General features: G+C 73.1%; 20 protein-coding genes. 10 read left to right on the top strand and 10 right to left on the bottom strand.

Annotated features, from left to right (window positions below; translation table 11 throughout):
• Nucleotides 1-53 precede the first annotated feature (53 nt).
• From IE272_RS20450 to IE272_RS20420, 7 genes are all read left to right on the top strand, one after another.
• The gene (locus IE272_RS20450; protein ID WP_190007430.1) at nucleotides 54-929 is read left to right on the top strand and encodes a HipA family kinase; all 876 of its coding nucleotides are present in this window, start codon (nucleotides 54-56) and stop codon (nucleotides 927-929) included.
• Nucleotides 926-1309, top strand: a complete 384-nt coding sequence (locus IE272_RS20445) for a DUF3037 domain-containing protein (protein ID WP_190007429.1) — start codon at nucleotides 926-928, stop codon at nucleotides 1307-1309. The genes IE272_RS20450 and IE272_RS20445 overlap by 4 nt, the downstream gene beginning before the upstream one ends.
• Nucleotides 1310-1527: 218 nt before the next feature.
• The gene (gene fabG / locus IE272_RS20440) at nucleotides 1528-2289 is read left to right on the top strand and encodes a 3-oxoacyl-ACP reductase FabG (RefSeq protein ID WP_030582031.1); all 762 of its coding nucleotides are present in this window, start codon (nucleotides 1528-1530) and stop codon (nucleotides 2287-2289) included.
• A gap of 21 nt (nucleotides 2290-2310) precedes the next feature.
• Nucleotides 2311-3066 (top strand): SDR family oxidoreductase, encoded by a 756-nt coding sequence (locus tag IE272_RS20435; RefSeq protein WP_050357737.1) that lies wholly within the window; start codon nucleotides 2311-2313, stop codon nucleotides 3064-3066.
• A 117-nt stretch (nucleotides 3067-3183) separates the two neighbouring features.
• Complete coding sequence (locus IE272_RS20430) at nucleotides 3184-4764, top strand: ABC transporter substrate-binding protein (RefSeq protein ID WP_050357736.1); 1581 nt, start codon at nucleotides 3184-3186, stop codon at nucleotides 4762-4764.
• A 91-nt stretch (nucleotides 4765-4855) separates the two neighbouring features.
• Nucleotides 4856-5539 (top strand): uracil-DNA glycosylase, encoded by a 684-nt coding sequence (locus IE272_RS20425; RefSeq protein WP_050357830.1) that lies wholly within the window; start codon nucleotides 4856-4858, stop codon nucleotides 5537-5539.
• A gap of 95 nt (nucleotides 5540-5634) precedes the next feature.
• A complete protein-coding gene (locus IE272_RS20420; RefSeq protein ID WP_057661564.1) occupies nucleotides 5635-6144 on the top strand; it encodes a hypothetical protein in 510 nt (169 codons plus the stop codon).
• Between the two features lie 28 nt (nucleotides 6145-6172).
• Here IE272_RS20420 and IE272_RS20415 read toward each other — a convergent pair whose 3' ends face one another.
• Complete coding sequence (locus IE272_RS20415) at nucleotides 6173-6652, bottom strand: hypothetical protein (protein ID WP_190007428.1); 480 nt, start codon at nucleotides 6650-6652, stop codon at nucleotides 6173-6175.
• Between the two features lie 114 nt (nucleotides 6653-6766).
• Nucleotides 6767-7279 (bottom strand): DinB family protein, encoded by a 513-nt coding sequence (locus IE272_RS20410; protein WP_050357829.1) that lies wholly within the window; start codon nucleotides 7277-7279, stop codon nucleotides 6767-6769.
• Between the two features lie 143 nt (nucleotides 7280-7422).
• Here IE272_RS20410 and IE272_RS20405 point away from each other — a divergent pair, with 143 nt between their 5' ends.
• Nucleotides 7423-8328 (top strand): Gfo/Idh/MocA family protein, encoded by a 906-nt coding sequence (locus IE272_RS20405; protein ID WP_057661560.1) that lies wholly within the window; start codon nucleotides 7423-7425, stop codon nucleotides 8326-8328.
• On the opposite strand, the gene lnt is transcribed toward IE272_RS20405, so the two are convergent.
• The 4 genes from lnt to IE272_RS20385 all read right to left on the bottom strand — a co-directional run bounded on the left by lnt (nucleotide 8252) and on the right by IE272_RS20385 (nucleotide 12903).
• On the bottom strand, nucleotides 8252-10024 hold the full coding sequence (gene lnt / locus IE272_RS20400) for an apolipoprotein N-acyltransferase (protein WP_190007427.1): 1773 nt from the start codon (nucleotides 10022-10024) through the stop codon (nucleotides 8252-8254). The genes IE272_RS20405 and lnt overlap by 77 nt on opposite strands.
• 173 nt (nucleotides 10025-10197) lie before the next feature.
• Nucleotides 10198-10704, bottom strand: a complete 507-nt coding sequence (locus IE272_RS20395) for a nuclear transport factor 2 family protein (protein WP_190007426.1) — start codon at nucleotides 10702-10704, stop codon at nucleotides 10198-10200.
• A 181-nt stretch (nucleotides 10705-10885) separates the two neighbouring features.
• Nucleotides 10886-11755, bottom strand: a complete 870-nt coding sequence (locus IE272_RS20390; RefSeq protein ID WP_050357730.1) for a universal stress protein — start codon at nucleotides 11753-11755, stop codon at nucleotides 10886-10888.
• A gap of 80 nt (nucleotides 11756-11835) precedes the next feature.
• A complete protein-coding gene (locus tag IE272_RS20385) occupies nucleotides 11836-12903 on the bottom strand; it encodes a ferric reductase-like transmembrane domain-containing protein (protein ID WP_098891310.1) in 1068 nt (355 codons plus the stop codon).
• A gap of 237 nt (nucleotides 12904-13140) precedes the next feature.
• Between IE272_RS20385 and IE272_RS20380 the strand changes: the two genes are divergently transcribed.
• The gene (locus IE272_RS20380) at nucleotides 13141-13815 is read left to right on the top strand and encodes a hypothetical protein (RefSeq protein WP_056699676.1); all 675 of its coding nucleotides are present in this window, start codon (nucleotides 13141-13143) and stop codon (nucleotides 13813-13815) included.
• Nucleotides 13816-14086: 271 nt separating this feature from the next.
• Nucleotides 14087-14716, top strand: coding sequence for a sigma-70 family RNA polymerase sigma factor (locus tag IE272_RS20375; RefSeq protein WP_050357828.1), 630 nt, complete (start codon nucleotides 14087-14089; stop codon nucleotides 14714-14716).
• 28 nt (nucleotides 14717-14744) lie between these two features.
• Here IE272_RS20375 and IE272_RS20370 read toward each other — a convergent pair whose 3' ends face one another.
• The 4 genes from IE272_RS20370 to IE272_RS20355 are packed head-to-tail and all read right to left on the bottom strand — an operon-like array spanning nucleotide 14745 to nucleotide 19123.
• Nucleotides 14745-16022, bottom strand: a complete 1278-nt coding sequence (locus IE272_RS20370; RefSeq protein ID WP_190007425.1) for an MFS transporter — start codon at nucleotides 16020-16022, stop codon at nucleotides 14745-14747.
• A 10-nt stretch (nucleotides 16023-16032) separates the two neighbouring features.
• On the bottom strand, nucleotides 16033-17259 hold the full coding sequence (locus IE272_RS20365; RefSeq protein WP_190007424.1) for an ATP-grasp domain-containing protein: 1227 nt from the start codon (nucleotides 17257-17259) through the stop codon (nucleotides 16033-16035).
• Entirely contained in the window at nucleotides 17256-18386 is a 1131-nt protein-coding gene (locus IE272_RS20360; protein WP_050357725.1) for a pyridoxal-phosphate dependent enzyme, read from the bottom strand. The genes IE272_RS20365 and IE272_RS20360 overlap by 4 nt, the downstream gene beginning before the upstream one ends.
• Nucleotides 18383-19123: a class I SAM-dependent methyltransferase gene (locus tag IE272_RS20355; RefSeq protein ID WP_050357724.1), complete on the bottom strand. Its 741-nt coding sequence runs from the start codon at nucleotides 19121-19123 to the stop codon at nucleotides 18383-18385. Before IE272_RS20355 ends, IE272_RS20360 begins: the two co-directional genes overlap by 4 nt.
• Nucleotides 19124-19203 lie beyond the last annotated feature (80 nt).

Raw genomic sequence — 19203 nt, 5'->3', positions numbered from 1 at the left:
CCTCCAGCGTTGACCGTGCATCGCAAGGATGAAGAGATGGGTGGCCTGGGAAAATGCTGAATGAGGTCACCGCGACCCGCTATGTCACGCCCCTGCGCGAGGGCGGCTCGCTCCCCGGGATCGTCGAGGCCGACGACCTGGGCACGTACGTCATGAAGTTCACCGGGGCGGGGCAGGGCCGCAAGACGCTCGTCGCGGAGATCATCTGCGGGGAACTCGGCCGTCGGCTGGGGCTGCGGGTGCCCGAGCTGGTGACCATCGAGCTCGACCCCGTCATCGGGCTCGCCGAGCCCGACGAGGAGGTGCAGGAGCTGCTCCGCGCGAGCGGCGGACTGAACCTCGGGATGGACTATCTGCCGGGTTCGTTCGGGTTCGATCCGCTCGCCTACGAGGTCGGGGCGGCCGAGGCCGGGCGGATCGTCTGGTTCGACGCGCTGATCAACAACGTCGACCGCTCCTGGCGCAACCCCAACCTGCTCGTCTGGCACGGCGACCTCTGGCTCATCGACCACGGCGCGACCATGATCTGGCACCACAACTGGCCCGGCGCCCAGGCCTCCGCCGCCAAGCCGTACAACGCCTCGGACCATGTCCTGGCGCCCTTCGGGCCGGACGTCGCGGCCGCGGCCGCCGAGCTCGCCCCGCTGGTCACCGAGGAACTGCTCACCGAGGTGGCCGCCGACGTGCCGGACGTCTGGCTGGCCGACGAGCCCGGCTTCTCCTCCACCGACGAGGTGCGCCGGGCCTACATCGCACCGCTGCTCGCGCGGGCCGCCGACATCCACGAGCGGATCACGCTGGACGCGCCGGCCTCGACCCGGCCCTCCCAGGCCCCGGGCTGGCTCACCGGGCGCCTGCCACCCCGGCCGAAGCCCGGCGACGACCGCGCCGCGGCGGCCGCCCGTACCGGTGAGGAGGCCGGCCGATGACGCGGCGCGACGTCTTCGAGTACGCGCTCCTGCGCATCGTGCCCCGGGTCGAGCGTGGGGAGTGCTTCAATGCCGGGGTGCTGGTCTACTGCCGGGCCCACTCGTTCGTCGCCGCCCGTACGCACCTCGACGAGGCGAAGCTGCTCGCGCTGGACCCGCGGGCCGACGTCGTCGGGGTGCGGGCCGCCCTGCGCGCCGTCGAGGGGGTCTGCGGCGGGGGCGAGGGCGCCGGTCAGGCGGCGGGCGACGACGCCGGGCGGCGGTTCCGCTGGCTGATCGCCCCGCGCTCCACGGTCGTCCAGCCCGGCGCCGTGCACAGCGGCCTGACCACCGACCCGGCCGGCGAGGTGGAACGGCTGCTCGACCTCCTCGTGCGCTGATCCACGCCCCGGCGGGACCACGACGGCACAGCGGCGGGCGCTCCCGCCGGTGTGACGTGCGGCCCGCCGGGGCGTGCGCCGTTGACACCGGGTGCCAGGGCTTCTAGCGTCTCGTCTGCTGAAGGTACTAAGCGGTTGCTCAGCGATCGGGAGTCTTTCTGTCAGGGAAACGCCCCGACGTCCGCTGAGCCGCGATCCAAGGGCGAGGAGAACCAAGCATGTCCACCACCGAGCAGCGTGTCGCCATCGTGACGGGAGCGGCGCGGGGCATCGGCGCCGCCACCGCCGTACGTCTCGCGGCCGAGGGCCGTTCCGTCGCCGTACTCGATCTCGACGAGGCGGCCTGCAAGGACACGGTCGAGAAGATCACCGCCGCCGGGGGCACCGCGCTCGCCGTCGGCTGCGACGTGTCGGACGCCGGCCAGGTGGAAGCCGCCGTCGCGCGGGTCGCCGCCGAGCTGGGCGCGCCGACGATCCTCGTGAACAACGCGGGCGTGCTCCGCGACAACCTGCTGTTCAAGATGAGCGAGTCCGACTGGGACCTCGTGATGAACGTGCACCTCAAGGGCGCTTTCCTGATGGCGAAGGCCGTCCAGGCCCACATGGTCGAGGCCAAGTTCGGCCGGATCGTCTCGCTCTCCTCCTCCTCGGCCCTCGGCAACCGGGGCCAGGCCAACTACTCCGCGGTCAAGGCGGGGCTCCAGGGCCTCACGAAGACGCTCGCCAAGGAGCTGGGCAAGTTCGGCGTCACCGCCAACGCCGTCGCGCCCGGCTTCATCGTCACGGAGATGACCGCGCAGACGGCCGCCCGCGTCGGCATGGGCTTCGAGGAGTTCCAGGCGGCGGCCGCCACCCAGATCCCGGTCCAGCGCGTCGGCCGTCCCGAGGACGTCGCGAACGCCATCGCCTTCTTCGCGGGCGACGACGCGGGCTTCGTCTCCGGCCAGGTCATGTACGTGGCCGGCGGACCCCTCAACTGATCCGAAGGGCAGCGGAACATCATGACGGTGCAGGACAGCGGAAAGGTCGCCCTCATCACGGGCGCGAGCCGGGGCATCGGCTACGGGATCGCCGAGGCGCTCGTCGCCCGCGGTGACCGGGTGGCCATCACCGGACGGGGCGAGGACGCCCTGAAGGAAGCCGTCGAGCGGCTCGGCTCCGACCGGGTGATCGGCATTGCGGGCAAGGCGCACGACGAGGCGCACCAGGCCGTGGCGGTCGAGCGCACGATGGAGGCCTTCGGCCGCGTCGACTACCTGGTGAACAACGCCGGGACGAACCCGGTCTTCGGCCCCATGGCGGAGCTCGACCTGAACGTCGCCCGCAAGGTCTACGAGACCAATGTGATCTCGGCCCTGGGCTTCGCCCAGCAGACCTGGAAAGCGTGGCAGAAGGAGAACGGCGGGGCGATCGTGAACATCGCCTCGGTCGCCGGGGTCTCCGCCTCGCCGTTCATCGGCGCGTACGGCATGAGCAAGGCGGCGATGGTCAATCTGACCCTCCAGCTGGCGCACGAGTTCGCCCCGGTCGTCCGGGTCAACGCCATCGCCCCGGCCGTGGTCAAGACCAGGTTCGCCGAGGCCCTCTACGAAGGCCGCGAAGCGGAGGCTGCCGCCGCCTACCCGCTGGGCAGGCTCGGCGTGCCCGAGGACATCGGGGGCGCGGCGGCCTTCCTCACCTCCGCGCAGTCCGACTGGATCACCGGACAGACCCTCGTGGTCGACGGAGGAATTTTCCTCAACGCCGGCGTGGGCTGAGGCGGCCTGGGCCGGTTTGGCCCTGATTGAGTCAAGTGCCCCGCCGGGCCAGCGGATTGACCCGGTGGGGCGCTGCGGTATGGTCTGCCGACCCATGGCTGATCGAGGAGCGTGCACGTGTTCTACCGGGCCAGTCTGCAGGCTGCTGCAGCCCTAGCTTCCCTTTCTCTGCTGGCCGGCTGCGGTCTCTTCTCCGACAGCGGATCGGAAGCGGAGCGGAAGATAGTCGTCGGGACGACCAGCTCCCCGTCCACACTCGATCCGGCGGCGGCCTGGGACAACTCCTGGGAGCTGATGCGGAACGTCTACCAGACCCTGGTGAGCTTCCCCACCGGCACCACGACCCCGGAGCCGGACGCGGCGGACTCCTGCAAGTTCACCGACGCCACGAGCATGGCGTACCGGTGCACGCTCAAGAAGAACCTCACGTTCTCCAACGGCGAGAAGCTCGACGCCGAGGCCGTGAAGTACTCCATCGACCGCATCGTGGACATTCACTTCAAGGGCGGCCCGGCCGGGATGCTCGGCTCCCTGGACCGGATCGAGACCAAGGGCGACGACACGGTCGTCTTCCACCTGAACAAGTCCGACGCCACGTTCCCGTTCATCCTGGCCACGCCCGCCATGTCGCTCGTCGCCCCCGGCGACTACCCCAAGGACAGGATCCGCGACGACGGCAAGGTCACCGGCTCCGGTCCCTACCTCCTGGAGTCCTACGACGACCGGGTCACCGCCGAGCTGAAGAAGAACCCGGACTACAAGGGCTTCGCCAACCGGAAGAACGACGCGGTCACCATCCGCTACTTCGAGAAGTCCGCCGACATGGTGACGGCGCTGAAGGCCAAGGAGATCGACGCCACCTACCGGGGTCTGACCGCCGAGGAGGTCGTCAGCCTGGAGGACAACAAGGACGACAACGCCGGTCTCCAGATCGTCGAGAGCACCGGCGCGGACATCCGCTTCCTGGTCTTCAACCCGAAGGACCCGGCCGCCGCGAACCCCGCCGTCCGCAAGGCCATCGCCCACGTCGTCGACCGCGACGCCCTGGTCGCCAAGGTCTACCGGGGGACCGCCGAGCCGCTCTACTCCATGGTCCCCAAGGGCATCGCCGGACACACCACGAGCTTCTTCGACACCTTCGGCGACCCGGATGTGAAGAAGGCGAAGAACATCCTCACCCGGGCCGGTATCACCAAGCCGGTGAAGATGAAGTTCTGGTACACCACCGACCGGTACGGCTCCTCCACGGAGCCCGAGTTCGAGGAGCTCAAGCGGCAGCTCGAGGACTCCGGACTGTTCGAGATCACGCTGCAGGGCGAGCCCTGGAAGACCTTCCAGGAAGGCTTCAACAAGGGCGAGTACCCGGTCTTCGGCCGCGGCTGGTTCCCGGACTTCCCGGACCCCGACAACTTCATCGCCCCCTTCGTGGGCAAGGAGAGCGTCACCGGCACCCCGTACCTCAACGAGGAGATCACCCAGCAGCTGATCCCGGCCTCGCGGCAGGAGAGCGACCGGGGCGCGGTCAGCAAGCAGTTCGAGCGGGCCCAGGAGATCCTCGTCGAGGACGTCCGGCTGCTGCCGCTGTGGCAGGGCAAGCTGTACGTCGCGGCGGGCGAGGACATCGGCGGCGGCGAGCGCGCACTCGACCCGCAGACCGTGATGCAGCTGTGGGAGCTGTACCGCAAGGCCAGCTGGTAGACGCTGTACGGAAGGGCTCCCGGGGTCGGTTGTCAGTGGCGCCGGGTAGGTTCTGGGATCAAGAACCTGTTGCTCACCGGAGGTTGTGGACGTGACCGATATCGACCTGCTGCCCGAGTCCTGGCGCGCTGTCCTCGGCGAAGAACTCCAGAAGCCGTACGTCAAGGAACTGGCGGACTTCGTCGAGGAGGAGCGGGCCAAGGGCCCGGTGTACCCGCCGCGCGAGCAGGTCTTCGCCGCCCTGGACGCCACACCGTACGAGAAGGTGAAGGTCCTCGTCCTCGGCCAGGACCCGTATCACGGCGAGGGCCAGGGACACGGGCTCTGCTTCTCGGTGCGGCCCGGCGTCAAAACGCCCCCGTCCCTGCGCAACATCTACAAGGAGATGGAGCAGGAGCTCGGCCTGCCGATCCCGGACAACGGCTATCTGATGCCGTGGGCCGAACAGGGCGTCCTCCTGCTCAACGCCGTGCTCACCGTCCGGGGCGGCGAGGCCAACTCCCACAAGAACAAGGGCTGGGAGAAGATCACCGACGCGGTGATCCGCGCCGTCGCCGACCGGCCCGACCCGGCGGTCTTCGTGCTCTGGGGCAACTACGCGCAGAAGAAGCTGCCCCTGATCGACGAGGAGCGCCACACGGTCGTGAAGGGCGCGCACCCCTCGCCGCTCTCCGCCAAGAAGTTCTTCGGCTCCCACCCCTTCACCCAGATCAACGAGGCCGTGGCCGCCCAGGGGCACCAGCCGATCGACTGGCGGATCCCCACCCTCGGCTGACGGGCCCCGACGCCCGTGTCTGACCGGTTATGGGGAAGCCCGGCGTTAGCGTCGGACCGACGGCAACCGGCTGGACGGGCGACGAGGAGACCGCAGTGGTGGAGCAGCAGGAGGCGTCCGACGACGCCGTCATGACCAGGATCGGCCAGGCGATCATGCTGCTCCACGGAGGTGACCGGGAGGAGGCCCGCAACCGCTTCGGCGCGCTCTGGTCGGAGCTCGGGGCGGACGGCGACGCCCTGCACCGCTGCACCCTCGCGCACTACATGGCCGACACCCAGGACGACCCCGGCGACGAGCTGGCCTGGGACCTGCGCGCCCTGACGGCCGCCGAAGGGCTGAGAGCAGCCGAGGGGTCGGGCGGTGGCGAGGGGTCCGGCGGCGCCCGGGCGGCGGAACACCGGGACACCCCGGCCGTCCGGGCGTTCTACCCCTCGCTGCACCTCAACCTCGCGGCGGACTATCTCAAGCTCCAGCGCCCCGAATCCGCCCGTATCCACCTCCAGCGGGCCCGCGCCGCGGCCGTATCGCTCGCGGACGACGGGTACGGCGGTGGAGTCCGCGCCGCCATCGACCGCCTGGAGCTCCGCATGCGGGAGGAGTGACCCCGCGGGGCGGGCCGGCGCAGGAGCGTCAGCGGCCGTACGTCCCCGAGCAGATGCGGGACTCCGGACTGCCCGCGGGCCAGCCGCCGTACCCCCGGCCGAGCGCGCAGACGTCCGTCCCGCCGACGCCGACGCCGACACGCGGCAGTGCGGGCACGGTGACGGAGGGGACGCCCGTGACCCGGCGAGGCGTCCGGGGCCCCGGAGGGTCCGCACGCTCCCGCGGACGGGAGGCCCCCGCCGGTCCGGTGCGGGGAGCCTCCGGAGGGGAGGCGACGGCCGGGGGTGCGGGGGAGGACGGCAGGGCCGCCGACGGGCTCGGATCCGGCACGGCCTCCAACACCTCACGGGCGGGTGACTGCACGATCTGCGGGGCCACGTCCTGGGCCGGCCCCGTGGCGCCCGGACGAGGGGAGGGCAGGGCTCGGGGCTCCACCGATACGCAGCCGGAGATGGCCGTGACCGTCAGCCCGACCAGGAGGTTCGCGGTGATTCTGGTTCTCTGCACCCGGACAACTCTGCGGTGCGGCCCGGTCTTCGGGGACCCGGTGGGCGGGGAATGGCCCGCACGAGTGACCCGGTCAGCACGGCGCCCGGCCCGTGCACGCCAGGGGCGTGACCGTCAGTCGCCGGTGGCGCCGTCCACGCGCTCGCGCACCAGGTCGGCGTGGCCGTTGTGCCGTGCGTACTCCTCGATCATGTGCAGGTAGATCCAGCGCAGACTGAACGCCTCGCCCGCCGATCCGACGCCCTGGGAGAAGTCGTCCAGACGATACGCGGCGGCGTTCTTCCGGGCCGCCGCTATCTCCGCCCGCCAGACGGCATCCGCCTCGGCCCAGGTGTCCGACTCCGTCACACGGAAGTCGCCGTCGGGGTCCTCGTCGGTGCTGTAGAGCTCCGGCAGCTCCTCGCCCGCCAGCACCTCACGGAACCAGCCGCGCTCCACCTCGGCCATGTGCCGCAGGAGCCCGAGCAACGTGAAAGCGGACGGCGGCACCGAGGCCTCGCGCAGCTGGGCGTCCGTCAGCCCCGCGCACTTCATGGCCAAGGTCTCGCGGTGGTAGTCGAGCCAGCCCTCCAGCATGGGGCGTTCGGCGGCGTCGAAAGCGGGTTCGGAGCGTTCCGGAAAAGTCATGCGGGCCATAGTGGCCGATGATCATGGCCCTGGCCAGGGGGTTCGCGGACGGACCGGCAGGAGGGCGCAGGACGGCGGCGACGTATGCTGCCGGGGCGCGCACAGCCGCGCACAGCGGCGCGGCACGGCGACAGGGAGACCTCGTGAAGATCGGTTGCATCGGGCTCGGCGATATCGCGCAGAAGGCGTACCTGCCGGTGCTCACCGCCGTACCGGGGGTCGAACTGCATCTGCAGACCCGGACCCCCGCCACGCTCCACGCGGTCGGCGACACCCACCGCGTTCCGGCCGACGGCCGCCACACCACCCTCGACTCCCTCCTCGCGGCGGGGCTGGACGCGGCGTTCGTGCACGCCCCGACCGCCGTCCACCCGCAGATCGTGGAACGCCTCCTCGAAGCAGGCGTCGCCACCTATGTCGACAAGCCGATCGCGTACGAGTACGCCGACTCCGAGCGGCTGGTGAACCTCGCCGAGGAACGCGGCGTCAGCCTCGCCGTCGGCTTCAACCGCCGCTTCGCCCCGGGCTACTCGCAGTGCGCGGAGCACCCGCGCGAGCTGATCCTCATGCAGAAGAACCGGGTCGGGCTGCCCGAGGACCCCCGGACGATGGTCCTCGACGACTTCATCCACGTCGTCGACACCCTGCGTTTCCTGGTCCCGGGCACCGTCGACCACACCACCGTGCGGGCCCGGATCGTGGACGGTCTGATGCACCACGTGGTGCTCCAGCTTTCCGGCGACGGGTTCACCGCGATCGGCATGATGAACCGGCTGAACGGGTCGACCGAGGAGATCCTGGAAGTCTCCGGCCAGGACACCAAGCGACAGGTCCTCAACCTCGCGGACGTCATCGACCACAAGGGCCAGCCCAGTGTCCGACGGCGCGGCGACTGGGTCCCCGTGGCCCGGCAGCGCGGTATCGAGAGCTGTGTGCACGCCTTCCTCGACGCCGTACGCCGGGGCGAGACGCTCAGCGCCCGGGACGCCCTGGCGACCCATGAGCTGTGCGAGCGGGTGGTCCGGGAGGCCCTGGAGCAGGCCTCCTGAGCGCCCGCAGCCCCTCGACGGCGCACAGCACGGCCAGGGCCGCCAGCGCCCCGTACACCGGCCAGTCGCCGAGCCGGCCGTAGAGCGTGCTCCCGCGCGCCAGCGGCAGGTCGAACACCTCCGCCGCGCTCGCGTCCGTACCGAGCGGGCTGCCCACCCGCTCCCCCCGGGGCCCGTACGCCGCACTGATCCCGGTGAGCGTCGCATGGACCATCGGGCGGCCGTTCTCGGCGGCCCGCAGCGCCCCCAGCGAGGCGTGCTGGGCCGGGGCCCAGCTGTCCTGGAACGTCGAGGTGGCGGACTGCGCGACGATCACCTGCGCGCCGTCGCGCACCAGCCTGCGGCTCATGTCGGGGAACGCCGACTCGAAGCAGACCAGCGGACCGATCCGCAGTCCCCGCGCCCCGTCCGGCAGGGTCATCACCACCTGGCGGTCGCCGCGCAGCCGGTCCTCGCCCGCCGCCTTGCCCACGGACGTCGCCCACCCCAGCAGGGAGCGGGCCGGTACGTACTCGCCGAACGGGACCAGGCGCATCTTGTCGTAGCGGTCCCCGGTCGGCCCGTCGGGGCCCACCAGCACCGCCGACTTGAAGATCCCCGACCGGCCCGAGCCGTCCGTCTGCCGGGCGTCCACATTGACCAGCAGATCCGCGCCGACCCGGCGGGACAGCTCCGCCAGCCGCCGCGCGGTCTCCGGGCGCTCCCACGCACCCGCACCGATACTGCTCTCGCCCCACACCACCAGGTCCACGCCCCGGCCCTCCAGCGAACGGGTCAGCTCCTCGCCCCGGTCGAAGCGGCGCGCGACACTTCCCGGTCCCTCCACGACGCCCGGCTGCACGACGGCGATCCTGACCGTGCCGGTGTCCGTGGGCCGGGGCGCCCAGGCCCACATCGCCGCGACGGACAGGGCGCACACCACCAGCAGGACGCCGGCGGTCGTACGGGCCGCGCGGTCGGCGACCAGCAACGCCGCACCGGTGTTCACCGCGAGCACCAGCAGACTCACCAGCCACACCCCGCCCACCGAGGCGACCCGCAGGGCGGGGGCGACCTCCCACTGACTCGCGCCGAGCAGCCCCCAGGGTCCGCCCAGCCCTTCCCAGGACCGGACCAGCTCGATCATCAGCCACCCGGAGGGCACGACGACCACGGCGGCGACGGCACGCGACGCGGAAGGAGACCCGCCGAGCAGCCGGGACACCAGCAGCCCCCAGGGAGCCCAGAGCAGCCCCAGCAGGGCGGCCAGCAGCACGATGAAGACGTGGAGGCTCGGCACCAGCCAGTGGTGCACCGCGATGATGAACCCGATGCCGCCGATCCAGCCGTCCAGCGCGGCCCTGCGGGGCGAGTGCGCCGTGCGGATCAGCAACAGCCAGGGGACCAGTGCCACATAGGCGAACCACCAGAGTCCGGGCGCGGGAAAGGCGAGCGCGGGCAGCGCCCCGGCGAGCAGGGCCGCCGCGCCCCGGGCCCAGGGGGACGAGAGCGTGCCCGTGCCGGCCGAGCCCCGGCCGCCGGCCGCCTGCCCGTCACCGGAGCCGCTTTCCCCGCTGCCGCCTTCGCCGGACGTGCCTTCACCGGCGGCGCCTTCAGCAGATGTGCCCTCGCCCGATGCGGCTTCATCCGAAGCGCCTTCGTCGGACGCACCGGCCGGGTTCCGGCCGATCGGGAGACGCCCGCCCCGGATTCGCATGCCGTGCCCTCCTCGGTCGTGCGCGGGCGGGCGGTCGCCGTCACCGCGTCAACCCCTGGATACCCAGTGTGGAGGAGGTGATCCCCGCCGGACACAGGACGCGGGCCGAGCGGGGCACGGCGGACGGACCCGGCGCCCTTCGGGCGGCGGCGACGCCAGGGCGGCGACGGGCCCTACGCGCCCGGCGTCCGGCGCCACTTCTCGTGGACGGTGACCGTGCGGATCAGCCAGCCCGAATCGGCGCGGCGCAGCTCGAAGGCGTAACGGCCGCCGGTCACGAAGTCGGGCGTGGGGCCCCCTGCCTGCCCGGACTCCGCCCGGCCCGGCACGTCCGAGCCGTTCCCCGCCTTCCGGGCCAGGCACATCGGATTGAGGTAGTCGGCCAGCACCTCGGCCCGGTCGCCCGTATAGCCGCCCAGGTCCTCCAGGTCGATCCGGCGGTTGACGATCAGGTGCTGGCGCACCGGGAAGAGGCGCATCGTCTCCTCGAGCCACCGGGCGATCTCGTCGGCCGGGCCCTCCACGCCTCCCGCGTCCCGGTAGTCCGCGCGGCCGTCCGGGGTGAACAGGGCGCCGTAGTCCGACCAGGCCCCGTCGTCGACGGCCACCGCGTACCCGGTGATCACCGCATCGATGGCAAGCCGGTCCATCACGGTCGCGAGCGCCACACGCTGTGTCATCGGTCAAGTCTCGGTCAAGCCGCCCGCCAGGCCAAGGGGCCCGCACCGACGGAAGCCCGGGGCGACCCGGCAGAGCACGGGAGAACCGCTGGGCAGGACGGGGAGAACCGGCTCACCGGGAAACGGGGAACCGGCCCACCGAGGAGCGGAGAACCGGCCCACCGGGAGACGGGAAAGCGGCTCAGCAGGGCACGACGGCGACCGGACCCAGTGCGTGCGTGACCGCCGTCTGCGCCACCGGGGACAGCCCGAGCCCGAGCGACTCGCCGCCCTTGCGACGGCCGACCACCGTGAGGGCCGCCGTCGCCGACGCGGTCACCAGGGTGCGCGAGGCCGAACCGTTGACCGGTTCCCGGACGATCTCCACCTGCGGGTACTTCTCGTGCCACCCCGAGGTCAGCTCGGCCAGCGTCCGCGCGGCCGAGCCCGCCGCCTCCTGCCGGTCCAGGACGGGGCCGCCCGCGAGCATCGAGGAGAACATCGTCCAGCCGTGCACGATCCGCAGCCGGGCGCCCGGCCGGGAAGCCGCCGTGGCGAAGGCGAACTCCAGGACCGCCTCGCTGCTCTCGTCGGCGGCCACCCCCGCCACGATGTCGGTGAAGGCCCCCGCGTCCCCCGCCCGGTCGTCGTCCCCCTCCGGGCGGTCCTCCTGCACGACGACGACGGGACAGCTCGCCATCGACGCGGTGGCGAGGCTGTTGGAGCCGACCATCAGCGAGCGGAAGCCGCCGAGCCCGCGCGATCCGACCACGATCATCGACGCGTCCCGGCCGAGCGAGACCAGGGCCGCAGACGGGAAGTCCAGCGGGGCCAGCGTCGAGGGCCGCAGCTCCGGAGCGATGGCCGCGCTCCGGCGTACGGACTCGGCCAGGAGGGCCTCCGCCTCGCGCCGTCCGGTCTCCTCGTCGACCTGCCGGGTGAGCGGGCGGACGTGGACGATCAGCAGGGGCAGCCCCCGCCGCACGGCTTCGTGGGTGGCCCAGTCGAGCGCCTGCCGACTGTGCGTGGAGCCGTCGACGGCGGCGATCACGGGAAGATCGTTGGTGGTCATGCCTCCGAGCGTACGTCGCCGGGCGGACGGCTCTCACCTGCGGTGGCGGATGGCGCTCGCGCGCGGTGGCGGACGGCCTCTCAGTCGTGGTTGTGGGTGGAGGAGGTGTCCTCCGGGGGCGTGCTGCGCCCGCCGTCGCTGCCACTGGCCACGACGGCGATCAGAGCCGCCAGGACCGCCACCGCGGCGAGCCGGCCGCCCACCCGAAGAGCCCACCCGGTGCGGGCCCCGGCGGTCGCTCCGGGCCGGGCGGGCAGCTTCTCGGAGCGGCGGGCCGGCCGCATCAGACGCAGGAGCAGCAGCGCGGCGATCGGGAGCTGGAGCAGCCAGACACTCGTGCGGAACCAGCCGTCGTACCAGACGTTGGTCCCGTACAGCAGGGTGTGCCAGACGCTGAGGACGTAGACGACGATCACGCAGCGGTGCAGTACCCGCCAGGTCTTGGGGCCGATGCGGTGGCGTACGTAGAAGAGCAGGCCGAGGGGGATCGCGAGGTACAGGGCCGCCTGGCCGATGGGCATGGCGATCCGGCCGGTTCCCGAGTCGTAGCCGCCCGGGACGAGGGCCTCCACGAAGGCGGTGGCGACCGCGGAGTTCCAGGACGCGGTGTCGTGCCGGACCAGCTCGGCCCCGAACAGCAGGGCGTGGGCCACGATCAGGGCGATGGTGTTGAGGCTCGTGGTGCGGTGCAGCCGTTCCAGCCGGGGGCCCGACAGCGGCAGGCGGCCGGGCCGGGGGCCGGACAGCATCAGTCCGAGGATGACGGTTCCCCAGGCCCAGAGCAGAGCGGACCAGCCGAACGCCTGGCTGAGGAAGTACATCCAGAAGCCGCCCGCGTCGGCCATGAACGGCATCACGGTGACCGTGGACGAGGTCTTGTTGCGGATGCGTATGTAGAGCAGGACGAAGATCGCCGCGGTGATGACGAGCGCCACCAGGCCGTCGGGCCACGAGGCCCGCAGGTCGGAGCGGAGCGTCGGCCGTTTCGGCTCTCCCGGCTGCCGGGGGGCGGGGACCTGACCGTCGTCCGGTGCGGCGCCGCCGACGGCCGTGGTCACGGACGCCGGTCCGGGTTCGGTGGCCGGCGCGGCGCTTCCGGGCGTCTCGGCGGCCGCTGCCGGTTCGGGGGTGGGGAGTGGGTTCGTCATGCGGCCTCTTCGGGGCGGGGGCATCGGCTGGCGGGGGCGGATGCGGCGGCCCCGGGCCACGAGGCTTACGCAGACGCGTTGTTGGAGCAGTCGGACGCGGGGAGGGGAAAGTTCCCGACAGTTGCCTGTGACATGGATCACATCGCCCTTTCGGTGGGGCAAACGAGGTGAACTCCCGTTGTTTCGGCATCTGGTGCTCTTCTCCCCACCGTGGGTACGACTGGCACGATGGCTGCCATGGGGGCCGGAACCGCACTCCGACTCGGACGCACCGCGCTGTTCGCGGTGGTGTGCGTCGCCGTGTCCGGACTCGGCCACGCGCTGATGTCCGGCGCTGCCCTGCCCCTGCTCGTCCAGGCCGCCGCGTTGCTGCCCGTGTGCGGTGCGGGGTGGTGGCTCGCCGCGCGGGAGCGGAGCGCCCCGGTGACCGTGACGGCCCATGTCCTGGGCCAGTTGGGGCTGCACGCCTTCTTCGCCCTCGCCGGATCCTGGCTGCCGTCCGGCTTCGGCGCGCACCACTCGGGCGGCGGGCGAGAGGCGTCGGGCGCGATGAACCACTCCGCGCACGAGGTCCCCATCGGTGGCCCGTCGGACCTGATGGGGCTTCTGGCCGCTTTCGACGGGACGGTGTTCACCCTCGGCATGGCCGCCGCCCACGCGGTGGCCGGGCTGATCTGCGGGTGGTGGCTGTGGCGCGGCGAGGTCGCCCTCGCCCGGCTGGGCCGCTGCCTGGTGCTGTTCGTCCGCGCCCCGCTGCGGACGGCCTGGAGTCTGTGGTCCGCGACGCCGCCCGCACCCGCGCCGCCCGTCCGGCGGCGCGTCCGCAGCCGTCCCCGTCGCCGCCCCCGGGACCTCCTCGCCCTGCACGCCATCTCCCGGCGCGGGCCACCGCTCTCCCTCCGCTTCCTCTGACCTCCATCCGCCCTCCGGCCTCTGTGCGCCGGAGGCGGTACGGGTGTGCGCCCCGCGCACACCCGTGACAGGCATGCCGGTGCTCCGGGCCGCCCCGAACGGGGCCCGGGACCGGTCACCGGAGCCGGGCGACCGCTGCCGAGGCTCCGCAAGGACGCGAAGGACTGTTGTGACACTTCCTGCTCCCGCGCTACCCACCGCCGGGCCACCCACCACCGCACCACCCGCCGCCGCGCCGCTCGTCCGGGCGCCCGCCCCCCGGCCACCGGCCATCCGGGTCTCCGCCACCCGTCCGGCCCACCCCCGCCTCCCGGCCGCCCGGCAGAACGACGGGCAGATCACCGACTGGGCGCTGGCCGCGGGCGGCGGGGACCGGGAGGCCGCCGACCGCTTCGTCCGGGCGACCTACGAGGACGTCCGCAGATTCGTCGCCTATCTCAGCTCCGACGCCCCGGGGGCCGACGACCTGGCTCAGGAGACCTACCTCCGGGCGATGAGCGGGCTGGCCCGGTTCGCGGGGCGTTCCTGCGCCCGGACCTGGCTGATGTCGATCGCGCGACGCGTCGTCATCGACCGGCACCGGGCCGCCGCCGTACGCCCCAGGACCGCCGACACCGCGGACTGGCAGACCGCCGCGGAACGCGCCCAGCCCCGTCAACTGCCCGGATTCGAGGAGTCCGTCGCGGTGCTGGACGCCCTGAGCCGACTGGACCCGGCGCGCCGCCAGGCCTTCGTCCTCACCCAACTGCTGGGCGCGTCCTACGAGGAGGCGGCGGCCGCCGCAGGCTGCCCGATCGGCACCGTGCGCTCCCGCGTGGCCCGCGCCCGCCGCGAACTGGCCGGGCAGTGGCGCGCGGAACCGGCCGAAGCGCACCGGGGACCGCTCCCCGCGTCGGCCTGATCCATCGGCCTGGTCCACTCGAAAGGTTCTAGCCGGCGCCCGCCCGGGATCCCTCGCGGTCCCGGGCCGGGCGCCGGCGGAGCAGGAACACCGGCAGCAGCAGGCACTGGAGGCAGACCGCCGCCCAGAACGCCCGCGCCGAGCCCGCCGACTCCGCCGCCCCGTACAACTGCCCGCCCACCACCCCGCTGGCGAACGCCCCGATGCCCGCCGCCAGCCGCTGACGCCCGAACACACTCGCCGGGGCGGCCGACGAACGGGCCAGCGCCTCCAGGTCGTTCTTGAGGAAGAGCACGATCTCCCCGAGACACAGCAACGCCCCGCCCACCGCGATCCCCACGTGCCCCCCGGCCCCGATCGCCGCCATGCCCGCAGCCATCGCGCCGAACCCCCACCGCAGCGCGGCCGGGTAGCTCAGTGCGGCGACGCGTTCCGCCAGCAGCGGCTGCGCGACGACGAGGAGGGCCGCGTACCCCGTCAGGACGGCCCCGTAGAAGGCCGCCGACGTACGGGGGACCGCGTACAGCGCCAGATAGTGCTGGAAGAACATGAACGCGTACACGCTCAGCACGGTCACCACGAACGGTGAGGGCCCGGGGCGCGGTGCGCCGGCCTCCGGGGCCCGGCCGGCGGCGGGCGCGGCGGAGGACCCGTCGGAGGGCCGGTCCGCCGCGCCCGCCGGCAGCAGCGCGTGCCCGGCCCCCACGAGCGCGAACAGCACGGTGACACAGGAGAACAGCACCCCGGGGGAGCCCATGACCAGCGGCGCGGCGGCCGGAGGGCCCAGCGCCATCCCCGCGTTGAACGCCGAACCGCTCGCCGACAGCAGCCGGGGTCGCCGCGCCTCGGACGCCCCCTCCACCAAGTACGCCTTGTTCGCCGGGAGATACAGCGCCGCACCCGCCGACACCAGCAGCAGCGCCCCGACCGCGAGGACCGGACTGGTCAGTCCCGGGACGAACGCGGCGAAGCCCGCCGTACGCAGCCCCAGCGCCAGCAGCATCGCGCGCCGCAGCCCGATCCGCCCGGTCACCGGCCCCGCGACCACGCCTCCGGCGAACTGGATCAGCGAGGCGACGGCCAGCACGAAGCCGACCGTGCCGAGACCGAGGCCGAGCCGCTGGTGCAGCAGCACCGACATGTAGGGCAGCACGGCGAAGCTGCCCAGCGTGATCAGGAACGAGCCCCCCAGCAGGAACCGCTGCGGGCCGGTGAGCGGCGTGCGCTCCCTCCGCCCGGGGGCCCGGCCCGTCCGCCCGGGGTCCGCGCCGGCCCCCGGAGCCCCGTCCGTCCGGCGGAGGCTCACCTCCCCGGGCTCACGCCGGGCCGGCGACGACGACCGGGCGGACCCGGACGGCCGCGCTCCACGCCCGGTGCTGGGCCAGCTCCGCCGTTCGCGCCTCGGCCAGCACCATGCCCGTACAGCCCCGCTGATCGCCGACGTGGATCACGCTCTCGCCGGGCTCGCGGACCGGGAACCACTCCACCGCCCCGGGGAACGACCCGAGTTCGTCGAGGCCCTGCCAGCCCTTCAGCACCCCGGGCCGCTCCGCGTACACCAGGACGAAGCCGTACGCGGGCCCTCCTGCGTCGAGCGGGGTGTCCAGCAGCGCCGGGCGGCGGCCGAGCGCCTCGTCCATCATGGCCGTGTAGACATTGGTCCGCAGCGTCCGGCACAGCACCTCGCCGACCAGCGCGCCGCCGATCCTGCGGTTGATCTCCACCAGTTCCGGCCCGTCGGCCGTCAGGACGAACTCCACATGGGCGAAGCCGCGCACGTGCCCCGCCGCCGCGAGGACCCGGCCCACCCACGCCTCGATCCCGGCCCGCTCCTCCTCCGGCAGCGCCACCGGGAACGCCGCCGCCTCCTCCCGTACCACCGCCGTCCGGGAGGTCTGGCGGCTCAGCACCCCGAGCAGCCGGGTGGTCCCGTCCCAGCCGATGGTCTCCGCGCTGTACAGCGGACCGGCGAGGAACGCCTCGGCGAACAGCTCGCCGGTCAGGCGCTGTTCGCCCGCCTCCGCCAGCGCCCGGTGCAGGGCCTCCTCGTCGTGCACGATCCACACGGAGCGCGATGAGGTGCCCGCCGAGTCCTTCAGGACCGCGGGCAGCCCCACGGCCCGCAGCACCTCCCCGGCGCCTTCGGGACCCGGCGGGACGCGTACGGCCGTACTCCGGCTCAGCCCGTGCGCGTGCAGCGTCTCCCGGACCCGGCGCTTGTCCCGCAGCAGCCGTACGGCCGCGGGATCCGCGCCCGGGAGCCCCAGTGCGGCGGCCAGCTCGGCGGCCGGCAGGCTCCAGGTGTCCGTCGTGTTGATCAGCCCGGCCAGGCCGGGCACGGCGGCCAGGGCCCGACGGGTCGCCTCCGGATCCGTCGTGTCGACGTCCACGATGTCCAGCGCGTCCGGCGGCAGCACCGCCAGTTCGTGCCGGTAGACGGCACGGTCGCCGGTCAGCAGGCACAGCCGGTGCCCCGCTCCGGCGGCGGCCTCCACCATCCGGCCCAGGCCGAAGGACAGGGACTCCAGTGCGGCGATCGTCATGGCAGCAGCTCCACGGTCGGTACGGGGGAGGGGGCGTCGCCCTCGACGGTCCTGGCGGCTTCCGGGGCGGCGCGCCCGGCCCATTCCATCACCGACCACGGCGGCCGCAGATCGGCCGGCGACGCGATGGTCCGGGGCCGCAGCCCGGCCGGGTCCAGGGCCTCGGCATGCCGGGTGAACACCCGCTCCGCGTAACGGTGTCCGGTGTCGGCGCCCAGCACCAGATGCAGCCGGCCGGGGTCGCGGGCCGCCTCCCAGGACGCCGTCAGATGGGCCGCCCCGGTGGACAGGCCCGCGAACACCGCGTGCTCCCGCAACAGGCCGACCGCCCCCGCCATCGCATGGCGGAAGTCCAGCCAGTGGACGGTGTCGTACAGCTCGTGGCGGACGTTCCCGAACGGTATCGAGCTGCCGATGCCCGCGATGATCGCCTCCGGGTCCTCGAACCGCTCGCTCCCGAACGTCACGCTGCCGAACGGCTGGATGCCCACCAGCCGCACCGACCGCCCCGACTCCCGAAGCGCGCGGGCCAGTCCACCGGTGGAGGCGCCCGTGCCCACCGCGCCGACCACCGTCAGCGGGCCCCGGGGCAGCGCCGCGGTGAGCAGCTCGGCGAACTCCCGGTAGCCCTCGTGGTGGACCTGGTCGTGGTACTGCCGCATCCAGTGGAAGTCCGGCCGCTCCGCCAGCAGCCGGCGCACATGGCGCACCCGCAGCTCCTGGTCCAGGCGCAGGCTCTGCGAGGGCGGCATCGCGTCGACCGTCGCACCGAGGATCTCCAACTGCGCCCGCATGGTGGCGTCCACGGTGGTGGAGGCGACGATGTGGCAGCGCAGCCCGTAGCGGTGGCAGGCCATGGCGAGCGCCAGCGCGTAGATGCCGCTGGAGCTGTCGACCAGGGTCTGCCCGGGGACCACCCGGCCCCGGCGCAGCAGCGAGCGGACCGCGCCGAGCGCCGCGTACACCTTCATCGTCTCGAAGCGGGCGAGGACGATGTCGCCGGTCAGCCGGATCAGGTCGGGGGTCTTCACCGCGTCGGTGATGTGCTCGTGGACCGTCGCGACGGCCGGGCGCGCGGAAGCGTCCGGCCCCGCGGTGCGCGGACGGGCGTCCGCCCCGGCCCTCACTTGCGCCGCCCGCGCACGATCAGCCGGTCCGAGCGCTGGTCGTAGCCGGACGCGTCGAACCCGCCGAAGCACTCCACGTCGGTGAAGCCCGCGCTCTCGAAGAGGGCGTGCAGCTCGGCCGCCGAGTAGAGCCAGGAGGTGATGGACGCCGTCCGCGCGGTCGTGCCGCGCACCAGCGTCCAGTCCGTGCGCAGCCGCCGCCAGCTGTCGAGGACGGTGTCGCGCTGGACGACATAGGCGCCGTCGGGCAGGTCGACCGCCTTCGGCCGTCCGATCCAGCCCGCCAGCACCTCCTTGCCCATTACGTCCACCAGGAGCTGTCCGCCCGGCGCGAGGCTCTCGTGGGCGTTGCGCAGTACCTGGAGGTTGTCCTCCGCCTCGTCGAAGTAGCCGAAGGACGTGAAGACGTTCAGCACCACGTCGAAGGCGCCCGGCTCCCGGTACGCGAGCATGTCGGCGCGCTCCAGCCGGACCTCGGCGCCCGCCGCGTCGCAGGCGGCCCGGGCGCTCGCCAGCATGGAGGGCGACAGATCGACCCCCGTCACCTCGTACCCGCGCTCCGCCAGCGGCACCACGAAGAGACCCGGCCCGCAGCACAGGTCCAGGACTCTCGTGCCCGGTGGGAAGTCCAGCAGGGGAGAGGACGCGACCAGGGCGGCCGCGGACTCGGCCCGCGCCGCCGGGAACATCGTCGGGGCGAAATCGGACCAGAGCGCGTCGTCCTCGTACCAGTGCATGCCTCGCGGCCTCCTCCCGGGCCCGCGGGCCCGTGGGTGTCCTGCTGCCGTCGCCCGGCAGCCGTGTCGTGTCACGGGCC

Origin of the sequence: Streptomyces anulatus, assembly GCF_014650675.1 — a bacterium.
In the GTDB taxonomy this organism is placed as follows: Bacteria; Actinomycetota; Actinomycetes; order Streptomycetales; family Streptomycetaceae; genus Streptomyces; species Streptomyces anulatus.
Note: the sequence above shows the minus strand (reverse complement) of the source record. Positions and strands in the feature narration are given on the sequence as shown.